Below are 18,597 nucleotides of genomic sequence, written 5' to 3'. Positions count from 1 at the left end.
GGACAGGGGGAGCTACATGAACTCGACCGAGCATGTCGCGGTCGCGATCGTCATCGTGACCTACAACAGCGCCACGGATATCCCGTTGCTGCTGGCGGATTTACGCGCCGAGGCGCGGGGCATCGCGCTGCGAATCGTGGTCGTCGACAATGAATCCGCCGACGGCACAGCCGAAGTCGTGCGCGGATATCCCGAGGTCGTGTTCGTGGCGTCGGGCGGGAATCTGGGCTACGCGGGCGGGATCAATGTCGGTCTCGGCCATATCGGCAGCTGCGACGCGGTCCTGATCCTGAACCCGGACCTGCGGGTGCGTCCCGGGGCCATCGCCCGGATGGTGGCCACCCTCGACGCCGACGACCGCATCGGGGCCGTGGTGCCCTTGATCCTGAACAACGAGGGTCACCCCCACCCCTCACTGTCCCGAGAGCCGTCGGTGACGCGGGCCTTCGGGGACGCGCTGCTGGGCAGCAAGCTCTGGCGGGACCGCCCGGAGTGGCTGTCGGAATTCGACTATCGCCCAAGCAGTTACGAGCAGGCCCACGATGTCGACTGGGCCACCGGCGCGTGCCTGCTGATCCGGGGCTCCCTGGCCGTGGCACTGGGCGAGTGGAACGAGTCCTTCTTCCTCTACTCCGAGGAGACCGAGTACTTCCGCCGCATCCGATCGAGCGGTCACACGGTTCGTTTCGACCCCACCGCCGTCGTGCAGCACCGGCTCGGCGGCTCCGGAACGTCTCCGGCACTGGCGACCCTGCTGGAAGTCAACCGGATCCGCTACGTCGAACTCCATCACACCCGCTGGTACGCAACGCTTTTCCGCGCCATGGTCGCCCTCGCCGCCGGGTTGCGCGGCTACGACGCCGACCACCGCCGCACCCTGTCGATCGTGCTGAACCGCCACCGCTGGAACACCCTGCCCAGGGCGACGAAACCCGCTGTGCCGGAAACCCTCTCCGGCCCCTTCGGCCGCGGCGCGGTCATCGTCCCCGCTTACAACGAGTCCGCCGTCATCGAACGCACCCTGCGCCCCCTCGGCGCGGCCGCCGTCGCGGGCTACTTCGAACTGATCGTGGTAGCCAACGGCTGCACCGACGACACCGCCGCCCGAGCCCGCACCATCCCCGGCGTCCACGTGGTCGAACTGCCGACCGGCTCGAAACCCTTGGCCCTCAACACCGGCGACAGCATCGCCACCTCCTGGCCCCGCCTCTACCTCGACGCCGACATCCAGATCACCGCCACCACCATCCTCGCCGTCCTCGACCGCATCGACCGCGGCGACATCCTCGCCGCCCGCCCCACCTTCCGCTACGACTCCGCCACCGCGACCCCCCTCGTCCGCGGCTACTACCGTGCCCGCCGAAAAATGGCCGCCCACCAGAACGCCCTGTGGTGGGCAGGCGTCTTCGGCCTCAGCGCCGAAGCCCACAAACGCTTCGGCGAATTCCCCGACGTAACCGGCGACGACATGTTCGTAGACACCCAATTCGACGACACCGAAAAGACGGTCGTCGAAACCGACCCCTCGGTGTGGACCACCCCCACCACCCTCCCCGGCCTTCTCACAGTCCTCACCAGACACCACAGAGGCAACACCGAACTCAGAGAACGCGACCCGCACCGAACCCCGAACACCACCCAAACCACCGCCCGCGCAATCCTGCGCACAATCACCGGCCCCCGCTCGGCCCTCGACGCCGCGATCTACCTCGGCATCGCGATAGCCGCGAGACGCCGTGCCGCACACAGCGATTCCCGCTGGGAACGAGACGACACCAGCCGCACCTCCTGACCCGGAGACCGGCGATGCCGTGCGGGGCAGTCCCTTCATCACGGGACTTACTTCAGTTCGAAGGCGGCGCGGACGGCGTCGGTCAAGTGCTGTTCTTGTCCGGGGTGCAGGTGGCCGACGCGGCGGCCGAGTGCGGCGGAGGGGATGGTGGTTATTTTGTCCAGAAGGGCTACGCAGTCGTGGTCGAGTCCGTTGGTGGAGTCGAGTCGTACCTCGGTGGGTATGCCGCGGACGATGCTGGTGATCGGGGCGACGGTGACGGTGTTGAGCACTGTGCGGGCGATGTCGCGGGTCAGTACGAGTACCGGTCGGGGTTTGGCGCCCAGCTCGGCGATGTGGATCGGCCTCACCCATCACCCCATACGGACTCGTTCGCGGCGGAGAGGAATTCGTCGAGGTGCTCGTCGCGGCCGTCGGGGATGGCGGTGTACCCGGCGACGATGGCTTCCCCGATGACACGTTCGCGGTAGTGCTCGAGAGCGGCGGCGACCAGGGCAGCACGGCTGCCGCAGTGCTGGGCTGCGACCTCGGCGTCCACGAAATCGACTAGCTCATCCGGCAGGCGGATGGTGATCTGCTTGCTCATACCATCGAGCATACCAATATCGGTATGCTCTCGGGATTCAAGACGCAATGAGGTCCGGCCGGCTGTCGTCAGCAGGGGTCCGCCGTGACGGGGAGGGTGCGGCGGAAGTCGGTGGCGGTGTGGCCGGTCCAGCGGCGGAGGGCGCGGCGGAGGGTGCGGGCGTCGGTGTAGCCGAGGCGGGCGGCGACGGATTGGACGGGGAGGTCGCTGTGGCGGATGAGGTGGAGGGCGTGTTGGTGGCGGACGGATTCGACTTCCTGGCGCCAGTTGGTGCCCATGGCCTGGAGGCGGCGCTGGAGGGTGCGGGGGCTCATGGTGAGGCGGCGGGCGGCGGCGTCGAGGCTGGGGTCGCCGGTGCGGAGGGCGTCGGTGATGGTGTCGTGCAGGGTTTCTCGCCAGTCGGGGGCCGAGCGGGAGGCGGTCAGCAGGAGGTGGGCGTGATCGCGGAGCATGGCGCCCAGGTAGGGGTCCGAGCCGGTCGGCAGCGGGCCCGCGTCGAGGAAGGTGATCTCCGCGCAGGGGGCGGCGAAATCGATTCGGCTGGTGTCGAATTCGTCGGACATGCGGTTGTAGAAGTGAGTCGCGTTGTGGCTGAATGCGACTCGGACCGGGATGAGCTGCTGGCGGGCGGCGGCGCGCAGGCGGCGCAGCACGGTGGAGAGGGTGAATTCCTCGATGGCCGCCAGCGCGGCGGTGGGTTCGGCGGTGGGGGTCGCCCGGAAAGTGAGCAGGCTGCCGCGTTCTTCGACCGCCCAGTCCGTGCCGGGGTCGGTCACCACGCCCCGTAGGTCGATCGCGGTCCGCACGCTCTCGGCGAGGGTGGGGGCGCAGGTGAACAGGTAGTCCCAGACGTGCAGGCCGCTGTGTTCGGCGGCGGCCGCCACCAGCAGGCCGGAGCCGGGACCGGCCGCGGCGGCGATGAGTTCCCAGACCCGCCACACCCATTCGGTGGGCACCCGCAGCCGATCGTCGTCCAGGACATCCGGGTCCACGCTCGGCTCGAGCGCATTGAGCTCGCCGGGCGGCACGCCGAGGCGCAGCGCGGTGGCGCGCAGCAATCCGGCCGTGCGGGCGGGAGTGGTGCCGTGGATCGCCGACGGCGACCGAGTGTCCCCCGGCAAGAGCATCCGAATCCTTCCCCCACGGTGAACGAGCATCCGTGTCCGGTACACGGCGACGTTCACCAGCCTCGGCGAATAGGTAGGTCGCGCGCATCGGTAGCCGGGGCGGAACGGGACCGGCGGGCCCGGCGTGACGGAGTCGACCGAGGTCGGAGTGGACGCGTCGGTCCGAACCACTAGGCTGGTTCGACGTGTTGGTGGACCCGAAGAGTGCGGCGTAGGTATACCGATGAGCACTGAGGGGTTCGTCGGTCGCGAACCGGAGCTGGAGCGTGTCGCGATCCTGCTGCCGGGTGGGGCGCGCATGGTCACGCTGGTCGGTTCGGGCGGAATCGGGAAGACCAGGCTGGCCATGACGGCGACCGCGCGGCTGCGCCGGGACACCGGGCTGCCGGTGTACTGGGCGCACCTGGCGAAACTGTCCGCGGGCGCGAGTGCCGACGCCGTACTGGACGAGATCGCCGCCGCGGTGATCGACGGTGACTTCTCCGACCGCACGGCACGCCGAGCCCTGCTCGACGCGCTCGGCAGGCCCGAGGCATCGCGCTGCGTGCTGGTGCTCGACAACTGTGAACACGTGCTGGACGGGGTCGGCCACGCCATCGCGGATCTGCTCGAACAGGTTCCGGAGCTGGCGGTGCTGGCCACCAGCCGCACCGCCATCGGGTGGGTGGACGAACACCTGGTCGTCATTCCGCCGCTGTCCCGTAGCCAGGCGCTCGAGGTCTTCCGGCAGCGCGCGGACCTGTCCGGGCACCCGATCGCCGACGCCGATACCGAGGTCGTGGCCCGGATCTGTGAACGGCTGCACAACTATCCGCTGCACATCCGGCTGGCCGCCGCACGTCTGCGCTACCAGTCACCGGCCATGATCCTGCGCGATCTGGGCGGCGCGCCCGGCGATCGCAGGCTGCGCTGGTCGCCCGGATTCCGGGTGGGCGCCGACGACCGCCACCGCGATCTCGGCGCGGTCATCGGCTGGTCCTACGACCTGTGCGAACCCGAGGAACAGGCGCTGTTCGCCCGGCTGTCGGTGTTCGCCATCGGATACGACGCCAATCCCGATGACGCCGAACCGGATCGGAGCGCGGGCTCGGAGCTCGGCGCGGATCTCGCCGCGATCGAGGCGATCTGCGCCGATCCGGGCGGCCCCCTCCGGGCCGACATCGAGACCCTGCTGCCACGCCTGGTGGACCGTTCGCTGGTCCTGATCCACGTCGGTGCCGAGACCGCGAGGTACTCGCTGCTGGAGAGCTTCCAGGTCTTCGCCCGGGAACGACTGCGCGACAACGGCGATGCGGAGTGGCTGCGCCTGACCGCCCGCCATCGCCGCTATTACCAGGACCGGGTCACGGCGGTCTCGATCGGCTGGGTGAGCCCGCGCGAGCAGGAACTGCTGACCCACGCCCGGATGGAATGGGACAACATCGTCTACGCCATCGAGGGCAGCCTCACCGATCCGGACGAGGCGGTCATCGGCCTGGACATGGCCCTGCGGCTGCTCGCCGCGCGGATCCCGTTCCTGCGCGGTTCTCTCCGGGAGTGCCGCAGCCTGGCCGAACGCAGCCTGGCCGCGGTGCAGGCCTCGGGCCGGTGCCCGGTCGAACTCGAAGTGGCGTCGAAGGCGCTGATCGGCTGGCTCAGCCTGTGCCAGGGCCGGTCCGCGGACGCCGATCGACTGCTGGAGGAATGCGCCGACGCCTGCCTCGAACCGGAAGCCCGGCGGACGTGGCGGGCTGATCCGGCCGTGGATCCGGGACTGCCCGCGCCGGTGGACTACCTGTGGGGCGGCCTGCTGTGGCTGGTGGACACCGATCCGCGCGGGACGGAGGTGCTCGCCCGCGCCCGAATCAAGTTCGCGGCCAACGGTGACGTCGACGGCGCGACCATGAGCTGGTTGTTCGAGGCGCTGTCGGCCGCGTTCCACGGCACGGCCGAGCAAGCGCTGACGGTGACGCGCGATTTCCACGACGCGATGATCGCGGCCGGTCCGCAGTCGGCGATCTCGTGGGCCCGGTTCGCCCGTGCCATCGCGGTTTCCGCGCACGGCGACCCGGTCGAGGGCCTGGCCCTGTGCGATACGGCGCTGGCGTGGCAGATCCCGATGCGCGATCACTGGGGTGTGGTGTGGGGCCTGAATATTCGGGCCTGGATCCTGTCCCGGTTGATCCTCGCCGAGCCCGCGGTGGCCGCCGGGGTACGGGTGGCGGCTGCCGCGGATCGGGCGCGAGAGGTCGCCCGGCTGATCGGCGGCACGGCGGCCATCCGCCGCCGGCTCGGTCTCGAACTGGCGAACCTGCGACCCTTCGCCCGCCAGAACGCGGAGGCCGTCGAGGTGGCGGCGCGAATTCTGGGCCGCGAGATCTTCGAAACAGCCGTGCGCGAGGCCGAATTCGCGCCCGGCGCGGATCGACTCCCCGCGGTGTGCCCGGCGACGGCCGACCGGGCGGCCGGGCACACCGGCAACGCGGGGCCCGCGCCCGCCGCCATCCCCGTCGGCGGGTCACCGGTGTGGGGCGAACTGACGCAGGCCGAGCGGGAGGTGGCGGTGCTGGCGGCGGCCGGAATGACCAACACGGCCATCGCGACGCGCCGCGGCACCTCCACCCGGACCGTGGACGCCCAGGTCGCGTCCGTCCTCGCCAAGCTGATGATCAACTCGCGCAAGGACATCCGGCCGCTGCTCCCCGAAGCGGAGCGCGATCGAGCCGATGGGGCAGCCCGGCGCGCACCCTGAGCCCGGCAGCGGCCGGGCGAGATATCCGCCCGCTCAGCGAGATTCGGCGGCCCGATCGATCTTGGTGGCGAGCGCCGAGAGCAGCCCGGTGAGCAGCCCGACGGTGGTCTCGTCGACGAGGTTGCCGTCGTCGTCGAAACGCTCGTGCGAGCGGAACGCGATCACCTCGGGCTTGACCACCACATCGCTCTCGGTCCACACGAAGACCTGGCGCAGCGCCAGTTGCGCACGCACCGAACCGAATTGGGTGGGCGCCGCGCCCATGATGGCGATCGGCTTGCGCAGCAGCGGCAGGCCCTCGGTCTTGGTCCAGTCGGTGCTCACCCAGTCCAGGGCGTTCTTCAGCACGCCGGGGATCGAGTAGTTGAACTCCGGGGTGGCGATGAGCAGGCCGTCGGCGGCGGTGATCCGGTCGCGCAGCTCGGCGACGACGGCCGGGCGCAGCGCCGGGGTGTCGAGATCCAGGTCGTAGGGCGGGATCTCGCGCAGCTGATCGTAGATCTCGATATCGAGCCCGGCCCCGAACTTCTGGGCCGCCCGCAGCAGCGCGGTGTTGTGCGAGTCGGCGCGCAGGCTGCCGGAGATGGCGAGGATCTTGTGGTCGGTCATGCCGCGGGCCAATCGTTCTCGGTCTGGGCGACCTTGTTGACGTAGTTGGTGAGGGTCTGCAGCGCCACCAGCGCGACGATCTCGAGCACCTGCTGCTCGGTCCAGCCCGCCGCCAGCGCCGCCGCCGGGTTGGCCTTGCCGCGCGACTCGGTCAGCTCCCGCGCGAAGGCCACGGCCGCGGCCTCTTTCGGGTCCGCGGCGGTGCCCGCCTTGGCGGCCTCCACCTCGGCGTCGCTGAGCTTGGCGACCCGCTTGCCGGCGAAGGTGTGCGCGGCCACGCAGTAGCCGCAGTCATTGGACGCGCCGACGGTCAGCGCGATGCGCTCGGAGGTCGGACCCGGCAGCGACGCCTTCTTCAGCGCGCCCATCAGACCGAGGTAGCCCTCCAGGACCGGCGTCGAATTCGCCATCACCTTGGTCATGTTCGGCACCCGGCCCATGCGCTGCTGCACCTGGTCGAACAACGGGTGGTCTTGTACTGGATCGAACATCGATTCCTCTGTCGGGTGTGGTTGGGTCGGGTGCCTTCGGGGCGATCAGCGTGCGGCGGCGCGCGCCGCGCGCGCCGAGTTCAGCGTGACCGCGGCCGCATTCCAGATGGCGTACACGGTCACGGCGTAGGGCACCCAGGTCGGCTGGTGCACACCGATCAAAACCACTGTCGCGATGGCGAGAGCCATTGCGCGATGGACGATTCCATTGCGCAGCAGACTCATCAGCACCGGGACGAGCAGGGGATCGGTGGTCTTGATCGATGACACGTCCAAAACCTAAGGGCGTCCGGAACCCTGCGACGGGGACCTTTCGCGCCAACAAGCTGGTTCCGGCCGCCACCGGTTCCGGATGGAGATATCGCCTGCGTGGTGGCGTCGGCGGACCCTTGTTCGGCGTGAAATATCCCCCTTCGCGCGCCCGGCTCGCTCCTAGCGTCGAAGCGGGGAAACAGCCATCCACCATGAGGAGTCATCACCCATGCAGCGTTTCGACAAGGGGCGGCAGGAGTTTCTGGCGCTCATCGGCACCGACGCCGATGTGGCGCAGGCGGAATTGCGCCGGCGCTCGCCCCACCTGTTCGACGCCATGATCGAGGGTGCGTTCGGCGGCACGCTGTCCCGCCCGGAACTCAGCCGCGCGCACCGGGAACTGGCCACCGTGTCCATGCTGATCGCCCTGGGCGGCACCGAGCGGCAACTGGCCACGCACGTGAAGGCCGCGCTGCGCAATGGATTCGACGCCGCGGAACTCATCGCGCTGGCCGAGCACGCCTCGGTGTACGCCGGATTCCCGCGCGCCCTCAACGCTCTCGCCGTCATCGACGAGACGGTGGCCACGGTGGGCCTGGACCGTCCGGCCGAACTGCGGCGGGTCGGGCTGGCCGATCACGAGACGGTGGTGGCGCAGCGCGGCGCCGAGGGACCGGCGGTGCTGCTGGTGCATGCGCTGGGCCTGGACTGGCGGATGTGGGACGAGGTCATGCGCGGACTGTCCACCGGCCGCAGGGTTTTCGCCTACGACATCCGCGGCCACGGCTGGGCGGCGGGCGCGCCCAGCCCGCACACCATGGCCGACACCGGGCGGGATCTGCTCGATGTGATGGACGCGCTCGGCCTGGATCGCGCGCACGTGGTCGGGCTGTCCTACGGCGGCGGCATCGCCCAGACCGCCGCGGTCGCCCAGACCGCCGCGGTCGCCGCGCCCGAGCAGTTCGAATCGCTGACCTTGGCCGCCACCACCGACTACCCCTTCGACGCGTTCGAGGCGCGCGCCCGCTCCGGTGAGGTGGACGGCATGCCCGCGCAGGTCGCGCCCTCGCTCACCCGCTGGTTCACGCCCGGATTCCTGGCCGAGAACTCGTGGCCGGTCCGCTACGCGCGCGAGCAGGTGCTGCGCGGCAATCCGGTGGACTGGGCCGCGGCCTGGCGGTCGTTCGTCGGCCTCGATGTCCAGCATCGATTGGCGGACTTCGCGTCTCCGGTGCTGGTGCTGGCCGGTGAACTCGATGCCTCGTGCACGCCCGCGATCATGAAGGGGATCGCCGAGCGCATTCCCGCCTCCGAATACCGCGAGCTGCCGGGCACCCCGCACATGGCCTCGCTGGAGCAGCCGGGGCTGGTCGCCGAGGCGCTCGACGCGTTCCTACCCGAGTCGTAGCGTCAGGCCGCGGGGCTTGAGGGTGGGGAACTCCGCGATGTCGAGGCGGTAGCCGGTCTGGCCGAGGTCGGTGTCGTGCAGGACGTGGGCCAGCGTCAGGACCGCTTCGTGCAGCGCCAGCGCGCGGCCGATACAGGCCCGCGCGCCGGCGCCGAAGGGCTTGTAGGTGAGCGGGGCGGGCCCGGTCAGGAAGCGGTCCGGCGAGAAGCGGCCCGGGTCGGTCCAGACGGCCGGATCACGATGGATCGCAAGGAGATTCAGGTAGATCCAGTCATCGGGCGTGACCCGGTGGTCGGCGATCGCGGTGGTGGTGCGGGCACCGCGGATGAAGGCGGGGGCGACCGGATGCAGGCGCAGGGTCTCGTCGACGACGGCGCGCAGGTACCGGAGTCCGGCGATGTCCTCGTAGTCCAATTCCGACGGGTGCCTGCCGGTTTCGGCGATCTCCGCGCGGGCGCGGTCGGCGATCCCGGGGTGGCGGGACAGCTCGTACAGGGCGAAAGCCACCGTCCCGGCCGTGGTCTCGTGCCCGGCGATGAGCATGACGACGGCCTGGTCGATGATCTGCGACCGGGTCAGGGGCGCGCCCCGCTCCGGATCGGTGTCGGCGAGCGCGGCCGAGAGCGGAGCGTCGGCGGTGCCGCTGTCGACGACCATCTCCACGTGCCGACGCAGCGACCCGGCGTGCGGCGGTACCGGATTGATCCCGACGACGGCATCCAGGAATGGAATCACCTTGCCCCGGTTGGTCGTTCGGATCAGCGCGAACATGGTGTCGACGAACTCGGCGCGCTGCTCGCGGTCCAGCCGGGCGCCGAAACCCGCCCGCGTGATGACGTCGTAGGCCAGATCCTGGGTCAGGTCGCTGATGTTCACCGGTTGCGGCAGGTCCCGCCAGCGGCGCAGATGCTCGGCGATGACCGGGTTCATGGCCGCGTGATAGGCGCGCATGGCGGTGCGGCTGAACGCCGGTTGCAACCGGTCGTGCGCGAGTTTCCAGACGGCGTCCTCGGTTTCGGTGAACAGCAGCCCGGTCGGCGCCATGGGCGCGAGCCTGCGGAAGGCCGGACCGTTCACCTTCGTCCAGTGCCGGTCGTCGAGGATCGGTTCGGCCAGTTTCGCCGAATTCACGATGAGCATTCGCGGATAGCGCAGCACCCGCACCTCGAAGACCTCGCCGAGCTCGGCGGCGTGCTCGGTGATGCTCTGGGCGGGCGTGCGCGCCGAGAGCGAGAGCGCGTCGCCTACGAGTGGTACGCGCCAGGGCGGATGGGGGACGGCCGGCATGTGGACCACTCCTTCGCGAGTGCGGACAGGATTCGAGTCTCGGATTGCAGGTCGGCGCCGCCGGGCAGGTCGAGGCGCGGCGCGGCCGGATCCGGTTGGGAGCCGGTCTGCTTCGCGTCGCAGGCGGCCGACAGGGCGCGGGCGACGGCTCCGAAATCTGCCGTCTCCGTGCGTTTTTCCAGGGGCACATGGGGTGCCAGGCTGAGGATCGCGTCATTGATCTCGATGACCGTGCGGTGCAACCGATAGGTCGCGTCGGCTCCGGTCGGGCGTGGCTGGACCACGTCGGGGCAGGCGCGGGTGAGATCGGCCCACAGCACCGCCAGCCCGCGCACGGCCCGCGCCGCCGGATCACCGCGCACGGCGTCGATCAGGCGCAACGCCAAGGGAATCGCGGCCAGCGGCGTGAAACCGATGATGTCGGTGACGAACGCCATCCGGTCGGTGCGGGCCGCGTATTCGGTGAAGGCGTTGACGTGCCCGCTCGCCAGGACGAACGACGTGGTCAAACCGAAGGTGAGGCTACAGATCAGGCCGGAGAAGATCGCCAGGAACAGCAGCGAGACCACCCGTGCGCCGAAAGGTGGCCGCCCCCTGAGCTCTTGGATGGACGCCGACACGATCAGGATCGCGCACGCGTAGGGGAAGATGACGAACAGCACCGTCATCGGCGCGGCTTCCCAACCGGGATACTGGAGTACGAGTCCGCCACCCGCGGCCACCCGGCTGCCCAGCACCAGGTACCCCAGACCCATCAACCCGGCCGAGGCGTAGACCGGCGCCGGGCGCGGCGTATTCCGCTGCCGCGCAGCCGAAACCACCAGGAACGCCGCGGCGGTCACCAGGATCATGAGGGCATTGGCGAGCTGATACTGCCGCGCCGGAGTCAGCCACGGCAGCACCGCCACGACGGCCTGCTGCGCCGAATCGATGATCAGCAGCCAGGCCAGCGTCGCGCCGATCAGGGCGTTGTTGATGTGCCGATTGCCGAAAGAGTCGCGGCACCAACGCAGTCGCAGCACCGTGACGGTCGCGGTCAGCAGCCACAGCGGCCACGCGGCGGCTTCGGGGAGCGAGGAGTACGGAGGCAAGGGCTACCGTCGCACGAACAGATTGCGGAACGGCGCGAAGGGCCGGCGGCGCATGGCGGGCATGATCAGGTTGGCGAACGATTCCGCCTCGAGCTCCTTGGCGGTGCCGAAGACGCCGCGCGCCAGCACGGTCTCCATCCGGGCGATGGCCGCGGGGCCGACCAGCCCGCCCAGGTATTCGCCCAGCGCGTCCTGGATGCGCTCGCCCTCGTGATCCAGCAGCAGGTGGCCGATCTCGTGCAGCACCGTGTGCTCGACCATGTAGCGGGAGGACCGCTCCTCGTAGACGATCAGCGTCAGCTCGGCGGTCTCGGCGAGCAGGCCGCACGGGAACCCGGCCGCCTTCAGTCCGGCGCGGCCGACCAGTTCGATGGGCTTGCCGCGCTGTTCGGCCAGGGCGTCCACGAATTGCCGCAGGTCCCAGGGTTCTGGGATGCGCAGGCCCGCGATCAGGGCGGTGAGCCGCCGCTCGTCGCCGGTCACGGCCGCGCGTCCCGGACCGTGGCGATCAGCAGTTCCAGCGCTTCCACGGAGAACTCGCCGCCGCGGAAGTGCACCGCGCCGAGCTTGATTCCGAGCGTGCGCGCCGTCGCCAGTATCGCGAGCTTGTGATCGAGGGTCCGCATCTCCTCGCATTCGGGGTCGAGCAGGTAGCGCGGGTCCACGTCGAAGTGGGTCGCGATGGCGTGCAAGAGGTCCGGCGGCGGGGCACCGGCCTCGCGCCGCGCGTCGGCGATGTCGTCCGGGGTGACGGGGCGGCCCAGCAGCTGCCCCGCGCGGGTGGCGAGATCGGTGTTCTGTTCGGGAGCGGCCTCGTGCGATCCGAGCAACCCACACAGCCGGTCGACTCGAGTCGCGACGAGATTCATTGCGGGCCTTCTCCTGCGTTCTTCCGGGCTTGCGCCAGCCTGGCCACGAATCTACCCGCCAGCTCCCGCGGCACCTCGGTCGTGCGCCCGATCAGCCAGCGCCGATACAGTTTGTCCTCGTAGTCGGGATCCTCCGGGGCGACCGGCGAATTCAGCAGCTCGGCGAAGGCCCGTTCCAGCAGCGGCGGGGTCGAGCCCTGCGGGTCGCGGTTCCGTTCGAGCAGGTCGGTGAGGTAAAGCCCGAGCAGCCGACCGCATTCGGTGTTCATCCGGGCGACCGATTCGGTGAGCCGCAGCCGATCCACGGGATCCGGGGCCGCGGCCAGATTCAGTTCGAGCTGCGCCTCGAACAGCGCCAGTGCCAGGGTGGCGGGCACGGCGACCATGGCGGTGCCCGCGTCGAGGGCGCGCTCGGCGCGGACGGGATGCGGCTTCTCGCCGCGCCAATAGGCCCGGGCCGCGCTGCCGTTCTGCCATTCCAGCGCGGTGTCGAGGCGGCGGAAGGTGACCGGCTTGGGGGCCGGGCCCAGCGTCGCGGCCTCGACCCGGACCAGCGTGCGACGGGTCGGTCCGCCGGCGGCGATCACATCGTCGAGGCTGAGGTTGAGTTCGCGCCGCCGCTCTCGCGCACAGGCGGCGAGAAACGAGGCGTACTCCGGCTGCATGTATACCGATTTTACGCTATTCGCCGGTCAGAACCGGTTGGCCGGTGGTTGAATGGAGATTCGTTTTCTACTGATTTTTCTTGCCACCGATGGTGGGCTGGCTTAGTCTCAGATTCGCGGACGGCATCGCACGGCTGCGCACCGATCTGGACGAGGAGGGGATGGATCGGCGCGTCTGTTGCGATGCCGTCCGTGAAATAGCAACGTCGCCGGGCGAAGGGGGGAGTTGGCCCGGCGACGTCACTATCGGGATGGCCGCTGTGGGCCATCGATATGGGCTCACACTGTTCTGGGGGGGAGTGAACAGGTGGCCCGCGCAAGATCATACAAATAGAACCCATCTATTTGGCAAGTCCCCTGTGATGAACGAAATCGACTGAACCGCAATCAGTTGCACACCACACCTCCGGACACGCCGCTGTCGCCCGGCCGTGACACCGTGTCGCCCGTCGCATCCGGTCGGGCACACTTATCGGCAAATGAAGCTTCCCGACCTCCCCGACCTGCCCGTACGCCAGGCCCTCGACGACATCACCCGCACCCTGGCCGAGCGCGGCACCGCCGTCCTGGTCGCGCCGCCCGGCACCGGCAAGACGACGCTGGTGCCCCTGGCCCTCGGCGCACATACGCCGGGCCGGGTGCTGGTGGCCGAACCACGGCGGCTGGCCGCACGGGCGGCGGCCGCGCGCATGGCGTCGCTGCTGGGGGAGCGGGTCGGGGAGACCGTCGGTTACGCGGTGCGCGGGGATCGCAGGTCCGGGCCCGGCACCCGGATCGAGGTGGTGACCTCCGGACTGCTGGTGCGGCGCTTGCAGAACGACCCGGAACTGAGCGGCGTCGACGCGGTGGTGCTCGACGAGTGCCACGAACGGTACCTCGACGCGGATCTGCTGCTGGCCCTGCTGCTGGACGCACGAGCCGGGTTGCGGCCGGACCTGCGGGTGCTGGCCACCTCGGCGACCGTCGCGGCGGATCGGCTGGCGGTGCTGCTGGGGGACGAGGCACCCGCACCTGTCCTCGAAGTACACGGCCGCGCCTACCCGGTGGCAATGGACTACGTGCCGCCGCTGGCTCGCGAGCGGATCGAGCAGCAGGTGGCGCGCGCCACCCGAATGGCGTTGGCGGACAGCGCGGGTGACGTTCTGGTATTCCTGCCGGGCGCGGGTGAAATCCGGCGCACCGCCGAGGCGCTGTCCGGTCTGCCCGACATCGACGTGGTGCCCCTGCACGGCCGCCTGGCCGCCGCCGCCCAGGACGCCGCCCTGCGCCCGGGCGCTCGGCGTCGCGTCGTATTGTCCACGGCCGTAGCAGAATCCAGCCTGACCGTGCCGGGCGTGCGAGCCGTGGTGGACTCGGGACTTGCCCGGGTACCCCGCATCGATCACCGCCGCGGACTGTCCGGCCTGGCGACCGTACGGGTTTCGGCGGCTGTCGCCGAACAACGTGCGGGCCGTGCGGGCCGCGAGGGCCCCGGTCACGCTTGGCGCTGCTGGCCGGAATACGAGCACGCCACCCTCCCCGCCTACCCCGAACCGGAAATCCGAACCGCCGACCTCACCCGGCTCGCTTTGGAATTGGCCTGCTGGGGCACCGTCGACGGCCAGGCCCTGGCCTGGTGGGACGCGCCCCCGGCGGGCGGTCTCGCCGCGGGCCGGGCGGTGCTGCGGGCACTGGACGCCGTGGATGACGGTGGCGCAGTGACGGATCGAGGCCGCCGGATGGCAGCCGTCGGCCTGCATCCGCGACTGGCGCGCGCCCTGCTCGACGGCGCGGCCGAGGTCGGGGCACGATCGGCGGCCGAGGTGGTCGCCCTGCTGGACGACGACTCCCTGGCCGCGAGCATCGACCTGGTGGCCGCCGTGCGTGCGGTCCGCGCGGATCGGCCTGCCCGCTGGGAACGGGAAGCCCAGCGCCTCGCGAAGCTCATGAGTTCTTCGGGTGGACAACCTGATTCGCGCGGCGGGCGAGGGGACTCGCTGGGCGGATCGGCTGATTCGCGCGGCAGGCGCGGCAATTCGCGGGGCGGTTCGGGGGACGATCCGGCGCTCGTCGCGGCGCTGGCCTATCCCGAACGGCTCGCGCGTCGCCGTGCGCCCGGGTCGGCGAGCTATCTGATGGTGGGTGGGACCGCCGTGACGCTGCCGCCGGGCAGTGGGCTCGGCGATGCCGAATGGCTGGCCATCGCGGTCGCGGGGCGCGATCCGGGGCAGTCCGAGGGGCGAATTCGATTGGCGGCCAAGGCCGATGAGCGGCTTGCCCGGCAGGCGGCGGCGAATCTGCTCGGCTCGGCGGACGAGGTGGATTGGGTCGACGGTGCGCTGGTGGCGCGGCGGGTGGAACGGCTCGGTGCTATCACGCTGTCGGAGAAGGCCTTACCCGATCCGGACCCGGAATTGGTCGCGGCCGCGCTGTTGCGGGGTCTGCGTGCGGAGGGGCTGGAGCTGCTGCGCTGGGATGAGGACGGCCGTGGTCTGCGTCAGCGCCTGGACTTCCTGCACCGCACGCTCGGTGCGCCCTGGCCCGCCGTGGACGATGAAACCCTGCTGGCCGAGGCCGAAACCTGGCTGGGGCCAGAGCTTTCCGCCGCTCGCCGCCGTGCCGACCTGGAACGGGTCGATGCCGGTGCCGCTCTGCGCCGGCTGCTCCCGTGGCCGGAGGCCGCCCACCTCGACGATCTCGCGCCCGAACGCCTGGAAGTCCCCTCGGGCAGCCGGATTCGCGTGGACTACTCCGCCGACCCGCCGGTGCTCGCGGTCAAGGTGCAGGAGATCTTCGGCTGGCTCGAGCCCCCGCGCCTGGCGGGTGGCCGCGCGTCGATCCTGCTGCACCTGCTCTCACCCGCCCAGCGTCCGGTGGCGGTCACCGCCGACCTGGCGTCCTTCTGGCGCACCGGCTGGCCGCAGGTCCGAGCGGACCTGCGCGGCCGCTACCCCAAACACGCCTGGCCCGAGGACCCCACCACGATTACGGCGCATCGCGGCACCGCACGCAACGCGAATCGGGCGTAGCGCCCGTCAATCTCGGGGCATGCTCGGGGTGATGGCCAGCAGGACCGGGCCCTTGTCGCCGGTGGGGCAACCGGATCGGGTGCAACCGCCACAGCCGGTGGCGGGGCATCCGGAGCCGATCTGTTCGACCGACAGGCGGCCCTTGCGGACCCAGTAGTCGACCATCGCGCGCGCCTCATCGGTGGAGACGCCGACCGATCGCGCCAGCTGGTCGAGGCTGAAATCGCCGCGGGATGCGGTGATTTCAGCCAGCACCCGGCGCAGGGGTGAGATGGTCGCGGCGGCGCTCACCAGAAGACTCGTCCGATCTGGAACACCGCCACCGCCAGCACCCACGCCACGCTCAGCTGCATCGCCACGCTCATGAGCGTCATGCGCAGGCCGATGGCATTGCGCAGCACGGCCAGGGTGGTCATGCACGGGGTGTAGGCGAGCAGGAACACCATGAACGCGAGCACCGCGGGGGTGGTGTGCCCGCCCGAGGAGCGCTCGAAGGTGCCGCGCAGCGAGTCCGACAGCCTTTCGTCGGCCGGGCCGTCACCGGGATCATCCATGGCGTAGGACTGCGAAATGGTCGCCACCACCGCCTCTTTGGCGACGAAGCCGCTGACCAGCGCCGCCCCGGCATGCCAGTCGTCGAATCCGGCCGGCGCGAAGGCCGGGGACACCGCCGACGACACCGCGCCCAGCGCACTGTGTTCCGGCGCCACCTGCCCGAAGCTGCCGCCGCCCACCGGAATCGAGGCCAGCAGCCAGATGCCGGTGACGGTGGCGACGATGATGCCGCTGGCGGTGGTGAGGAACCCGCGCATCTTCTGCCAGGTGTGCGCGCCCAGCACCCGCAGGCTGGGCCGCCGGTACGGCGGCAGGTCCAGCACCAGCGGCTCGTCGGCCATATCGCGGAACATGATGTTGCGCAACAGGTATCCGATGCCGACCACCAGCACGATGGAGGCCAGGTACATGGCGAACACCACCGTCCCGGCCTGGGAGCCGAAGAAGATTCCGGCCAGCAGCACGTAAACCACCAGGCGCGCATTGCAACTGGTGAACGGGATGAGCAGGGCGGTGAGCAGCCGGTGTCGCGGGTCGGACAGCACCTTGGTGCCCGCGATGGCGGGCACATTGCAGCCGAATCCGACGATCAGCGGCAGTACCGCGCGCCCGGGCAGCCCGATGGTGCGCATGAGCCGGTCCGCGACGAAGGCCGCGCGGGCCATGTAGCCCGAATCCTCCAGCAGCGCCAGCAGAATGAACATGATCAGCATGAGCGGCACGAAGCTCAGCACCTGGCCGACACCGTTGATGAACCCGTCGTGCACCAGCCCGATCAGCGGCTGCGGCGCGTGCATGGTGCTCAGCAGGTCGGCCGCCGCGTCGGCGACCGGTCCGGTGATGACGCCGCCCAGCGCGTCCTGCAGCGGCTTGGCGACGGTGGTGGTCAGCTCGAATACCAGCCACATGACGGCCAGGAAGATGGGCACGCCGATCCAGCGGTGGGTGACGATCCGATCCACCCGATCGCTGAGCGTGGTTCGCGACAGCGCGTCGGTGACCACGGCCGATCGCACATCGTGGGCCCAGGCGTAGCGGCGTTCGGCGATGAGGATCTCACCGTCCTCCTCGGAATCCATCGGCGCGGTGCAGGATTCGGCGAGCCGGGCACGTGCCGCGACGGCTGCTTCCGCCGGAACCTCGGGCGGAGTATCGCCCGCGAGCAGGGCGAGTGCCAGCCAGCGGGCCGGATAGCGTTCGGGCAGTTGCGGTTTCAGCGCCTCGATGGCCCGCTCGACGTCCGCGCCGAGATGCGGGGCGACGGGGGTGCGCCGGGCGGTCAGGGCGGCCTCGACCGCCCGTGCCAGGGCGGGCATCCCGGTGCCGCCGCGCGCCACCAGCGGCACCACCGGGACGCCGAGCGCCTTGGCGAGCAGACCGGCGTCGACGGGCGTGCCGCGCCCGGCCGCCACATCGGTCATGGTCATGGCCACCACCGTGGGCACGCCGGTCTCGAGCACCTGCGAGAGCAGGTACAGACTGCGCGCCAGGTTCGCGGCATCGACCACGGCGACCACCACGTCCGGGCGGTCGGGTCCGGAGGCGGTGAGCAGGGCGTCGCGGGTGACGGCCTCGTCGGGTGCGGCGGGCAGCAGGGAGTGGGTGCCGGGCAGGTCGAGCAGGCGAATCGTGTGGTCCGGCTCCAGTTTCCACGGTCCCTCGGTCACCTCGACGGTGGTGCCGGGCCAGTTGCCGACCCGCTGGCGCGCGCCGGTGGCGGCATTGAACAGCGTCGACTTGCCGACATTGGGGTTGCCGACCAGTACCACGGTGGCCGCGCCGTTGAGCGTCGCCGTGGAGCCGGAAGGCGAAGCGCCGCAGCAGGACTCACTCATGTGCGAAATCCCGCGCCACATCGATCGCCCGGGCGGTGGCCGCGTCCACCGCGATCCGCGCCTCGCCGAGGCGCAGGATGCGCCCGCCGCAGACCCCGACCGTGGCGACGCTGACCGGCGCGCCGGGAATGAGCCCCATTTCGAGCAGTCGCCGCCGCTGGCGCCCCAGGAGCCGAATCTGCCCGATCCGGAAATTCTCTCCAGGTTTGCTGTCGATCAGCGAGCTCATGCGGACCCTGCTTTCGGCCGGAACATCGATAACGTTAGGGGAACCTAATGACCGATTTTAAC

18 protein-coding genes are annotated in these 18,597 nt (G+C 70.4%); 4 read left to right on the top strand and 14 right to left on the bottom strand.

The features are described 5' to 3' along the window. Positions 1-16 precede the first annotated feature (16 nt). Entirely contained in the window at positions 17-1,792 is a 1,776-nt protein-coding gene (locus NS2_RS25585; protein WP_052086283.1) for a glycosyltransferase family 2 protein, read from the top strand. 47 nt (positions 1,793-1,839) lie between these two features. Here NS2_RS25585 and NS2_RS25580 read toward each other — a convergent pair whose 3' ends face one another. The 3 genes from NS2_RS25580 to NS2_RS36255 all read right to left on the bottom strand — a co-directional run bounded on the left by NS2_RS25580 (position 1,840) and on the right by NS2_RS36255 (position 3,505). Further along, positions 1,840-2,142: a type II toxin-antitoxin system PemK/MazF family toxin gene (locus tag NS2_RS25580; protein WP_033087380.1), complete on the bottom strand. Its 303-nt coding sequence runs from the start codon at positions 2,140-2,142 to the stop codon at positions 1,840-1,842. Continuing rightward, entirely contained in the window at positions 2,139-2,378 is a 240-nt protein-coding gene (locus NS2_RS38170; protein ID WP_033087379.1) for a ribbon-helix-helix domain-containing protein, read from the bottom strand. The genes NS2_RS25580 and NS2_RS38170 overlap by 4 nt, the downstream gene beginning before the upstream one ends. Positions 2,379-2,446: 68 nt before the next feature. Beyond that, positions 2,447-3,505 (bottom strand): helix-turn-helix domain-containing protein, encoded by a 1,059-nt coding sequence (locus tag NS2_RS36255; RefSeq protein ID WP_052486599.1) that lies wholly within the window; start codon positions 3,503-3,505, stop codon positions 2,447-2,449. A gap of 223 nt (positions 3,506-3,728) precedes the next feature. On the opposite strand from NS2_RS36255, the gene NS2_RS25565 reads away from it, so the two are divergent. Further along, on the top strand, positions 3,729-6,236 hold the full coding sequence (locus NS2_RS25565) for an ATP-binding protein (protein WP_033087376.1): 2,508 nt from the start codon (positions 3,729-3,731) through the stop codon (positions 6,234-6,236). 33 nt (positions 6,237-6,269) lie between these two features. Here NS2_RS25565 and NS2_RS25560 read toward each other — a convergent pair whose 3' ends face one another. Genes NS2_RS25560 through NS2_RS25550 form a run of 3 tightly spaced genes read right to left on the bottom strand, consistent with a single transcriptional unit; the run spans position 6,270 to position 7,606 of the window. Then, the gene (locus NS2_RS25560) at positions 6,270-6,845 is read right to left on the bottom strand and encodes an NADPH-dependent FMN reductase (protein WP_033087375.1); all 576 of its coding nucleotides are present in this window, start codon (positions 6,843-6,845) and stop codon (positions 6,270-6,272) included. Then, positions 6,842-7,336: a carboxymuconolactone decarboxylase family protein gene (locus NS2_RS25555; protein ID WP_033087374.1), complete on the bottom strand. Its 495-nt coding sequence runs from the start codon at positions 7,334-7,336 to the stop codon at positions 6,842-6,844. Before NS2_RS25555 ends, NS2_RS25560 begins: the two co-directional genes overlap by 4 nt. Positions 7,337-7,381: 45 nt before the next feature. After that, positions 7,382-7,606 carry a hypothetical protein gene (locus tag NS2_RS25550; protein WP_143161219.1) on the bottom strand — a complete coding sequence of 75 codons (225 nt, stop codon included), beginning with the start codon at positions 7,604-7,606 and terminating at the stop codon, positions 7,382-7,384. A 211-nt stretch (positions 7,607-7,817) separates the two neighbouring features. Between NS2_RS25550 and NS2_RS25545 the strand changes: the two genes are divergently transcribed. Further along, entirely contained in the window at positions 7,818-8,996 is a 1,179-nt protein-coding gene (locus NS2_RS25545) for an alpha/beta hydrolase (protein WP_033087372.1), read from the top strand. Here the strand turns inward: NS2_RS25545 and NS2_RS25540 are convergent. The 5 genes from NS2_RS25540 to NS2_RS25520 are packed head-to-tail and all read right to left on the bottom strand — an operon-like array spanning position 8,982 to position 12,908. Next, positions 8,982-10,283 carry a cytochrome P450 gene (locus tag NS2_RS25540; protein ID WP_147207307.1) on the bottom strand — a complete coding sequence of 434 codons (1,302 nt, stop codon included), beginning with the start codon at positions 10,281-10,283 and terminating at the stop codon, positions 8,982-8,984. The two genes, NS2_RS25545 and NS2_RS25540, sit on opposite strands and share 15 nt — an antisense overlap. After that, complete coding sequence (locus NS2_RS25535) at positions 10,241-11,374, bottom strand: MAB_1171c family putative transporter (protein ID WP_033087370.1); 1,134 nt, start codon at positions 11,372-11,374, stop codon at positions 10,241-10,243. Before NS2_RS25535 ends, NS2_RS25540 begins: the two co-directional genes overlap by 43 nt. A gap of 3 nt (positions 11,375-11,377) precedes the next feature. Continuing rightward, positions 11,378-11,857 (bottom strand): M48 family metalloprotease, encoded by a 480-nt coding sequence (locus tag NS2_RS25530; RefSeq protein WP_033087369.1) that lies wholly within the window; start codon positions 11,855-11,857, stop codon positions 11,378-11,380. Beyond that, positions 11,854-12,243, bottom strand: coding sequence for a hypothetical protein (locus NS2_RS25525; RefSeq protein WP_143161220.1), 390 nt, complete (start codon positions 12,241-12,243; stop codon positions 11,854-11,856). The genes NS2_RS25530 and NS2_RS25525 overlap by 4 nt, the downstream gene beginning before the upstream one ends. Beyond that, positions 12,240-12,908 (bottom strand): hypothetical protein, encoded by a 669-nt coding sequence (locus NS2_RS25520; protein WP_052086282.1) that lies wholly within the window; start codon positions 12,906-12,908, stop codon positions 12,240-12,242. Before NS2_RS25520 ends, NS2_RS25525 begins: the two co-directional genes overlap by 4 nt. A 479-nt stretch (positions 12,909-13,387) precedes the next feature. On the opposite strand from NS2_RS25520, the gene hrpB reads away from it, so the two are divergent. Then, positions 13,388-15,916: an ATP-dependent helicase HrpB gene (gene hrpB, locus NS2_RS25515; RefSeq protein WP_033087367.1), complete on the top strand. Its 2,529-nt coding sequence runs from the start codon at positions 13,388-13,390 to the stop codon at positions 15,914-15,916. 6 nt (positions 15,917-15,922) lie between these two features. Here the strand turns inward: hrpB and NS2_RS25510 are convergent, their stop codons facing one another. The 3 genes from NS2_RS25510 to NS2_RS25500 are packed head-to-tail and all read right to left on the bottom strand — an operon-like array spanning position 15,923 to position 18,535. Continuing rightward, positions 15,923-16,207, bottom strand: coding sequence for a FeoC-like transcriptional regulator (locus NS2_RS25510; RefSeq protein ID WP_033087366.1), 285 nt, complete (start codon positions 16,205-16,207; stop codon positions 15,923-15,925). Beyond that, positions 16,204-18,306, bottom strand: coding sequence for a ferrous iron transport protein B (gene feoB / locus NS2_RS25505; RefSeq protein WP_045437029.1), 2,103 nt, complete (start codon positions 18,304-18,306; stop codon positions 16,204-16,206). Before feoB ends, NS2_RS25510 begins: the two co-directional genes overlap by 4 nt. After that, positions 18,299-18,535 carry a FeoA family protein gene (locus tag NS2_RS25500; RefSeq protein WP_052086280.1) on the bottom strand — a complete coding sequence of 79 codons (237 nt, stop codon included), beginning with the start codon at positions 18,533-18,535 and terminating at the stop codon, positions 18,299-18,301. The genes feoB and NS2_RS25500 overlap by 8 nt, the downstream gene beginning before the upstream one ends. Positions 18,536-18,597 lie beyond the last annotated feature (62 nt).

The organism is Nocardia seriolae NBRC 15557, from assembly GCF_007990715.1.
GTDB classification, from domain to species: domain Bacteria; phylum Actinomycetota; class Actinomycetes; order Mycobacteriales; family Mycobacteriaceae; genus Nocardia; species Nocardia seriolae.
This window is presented reverse-complemented; position numbering and strand designations above follow the sequence as displayed.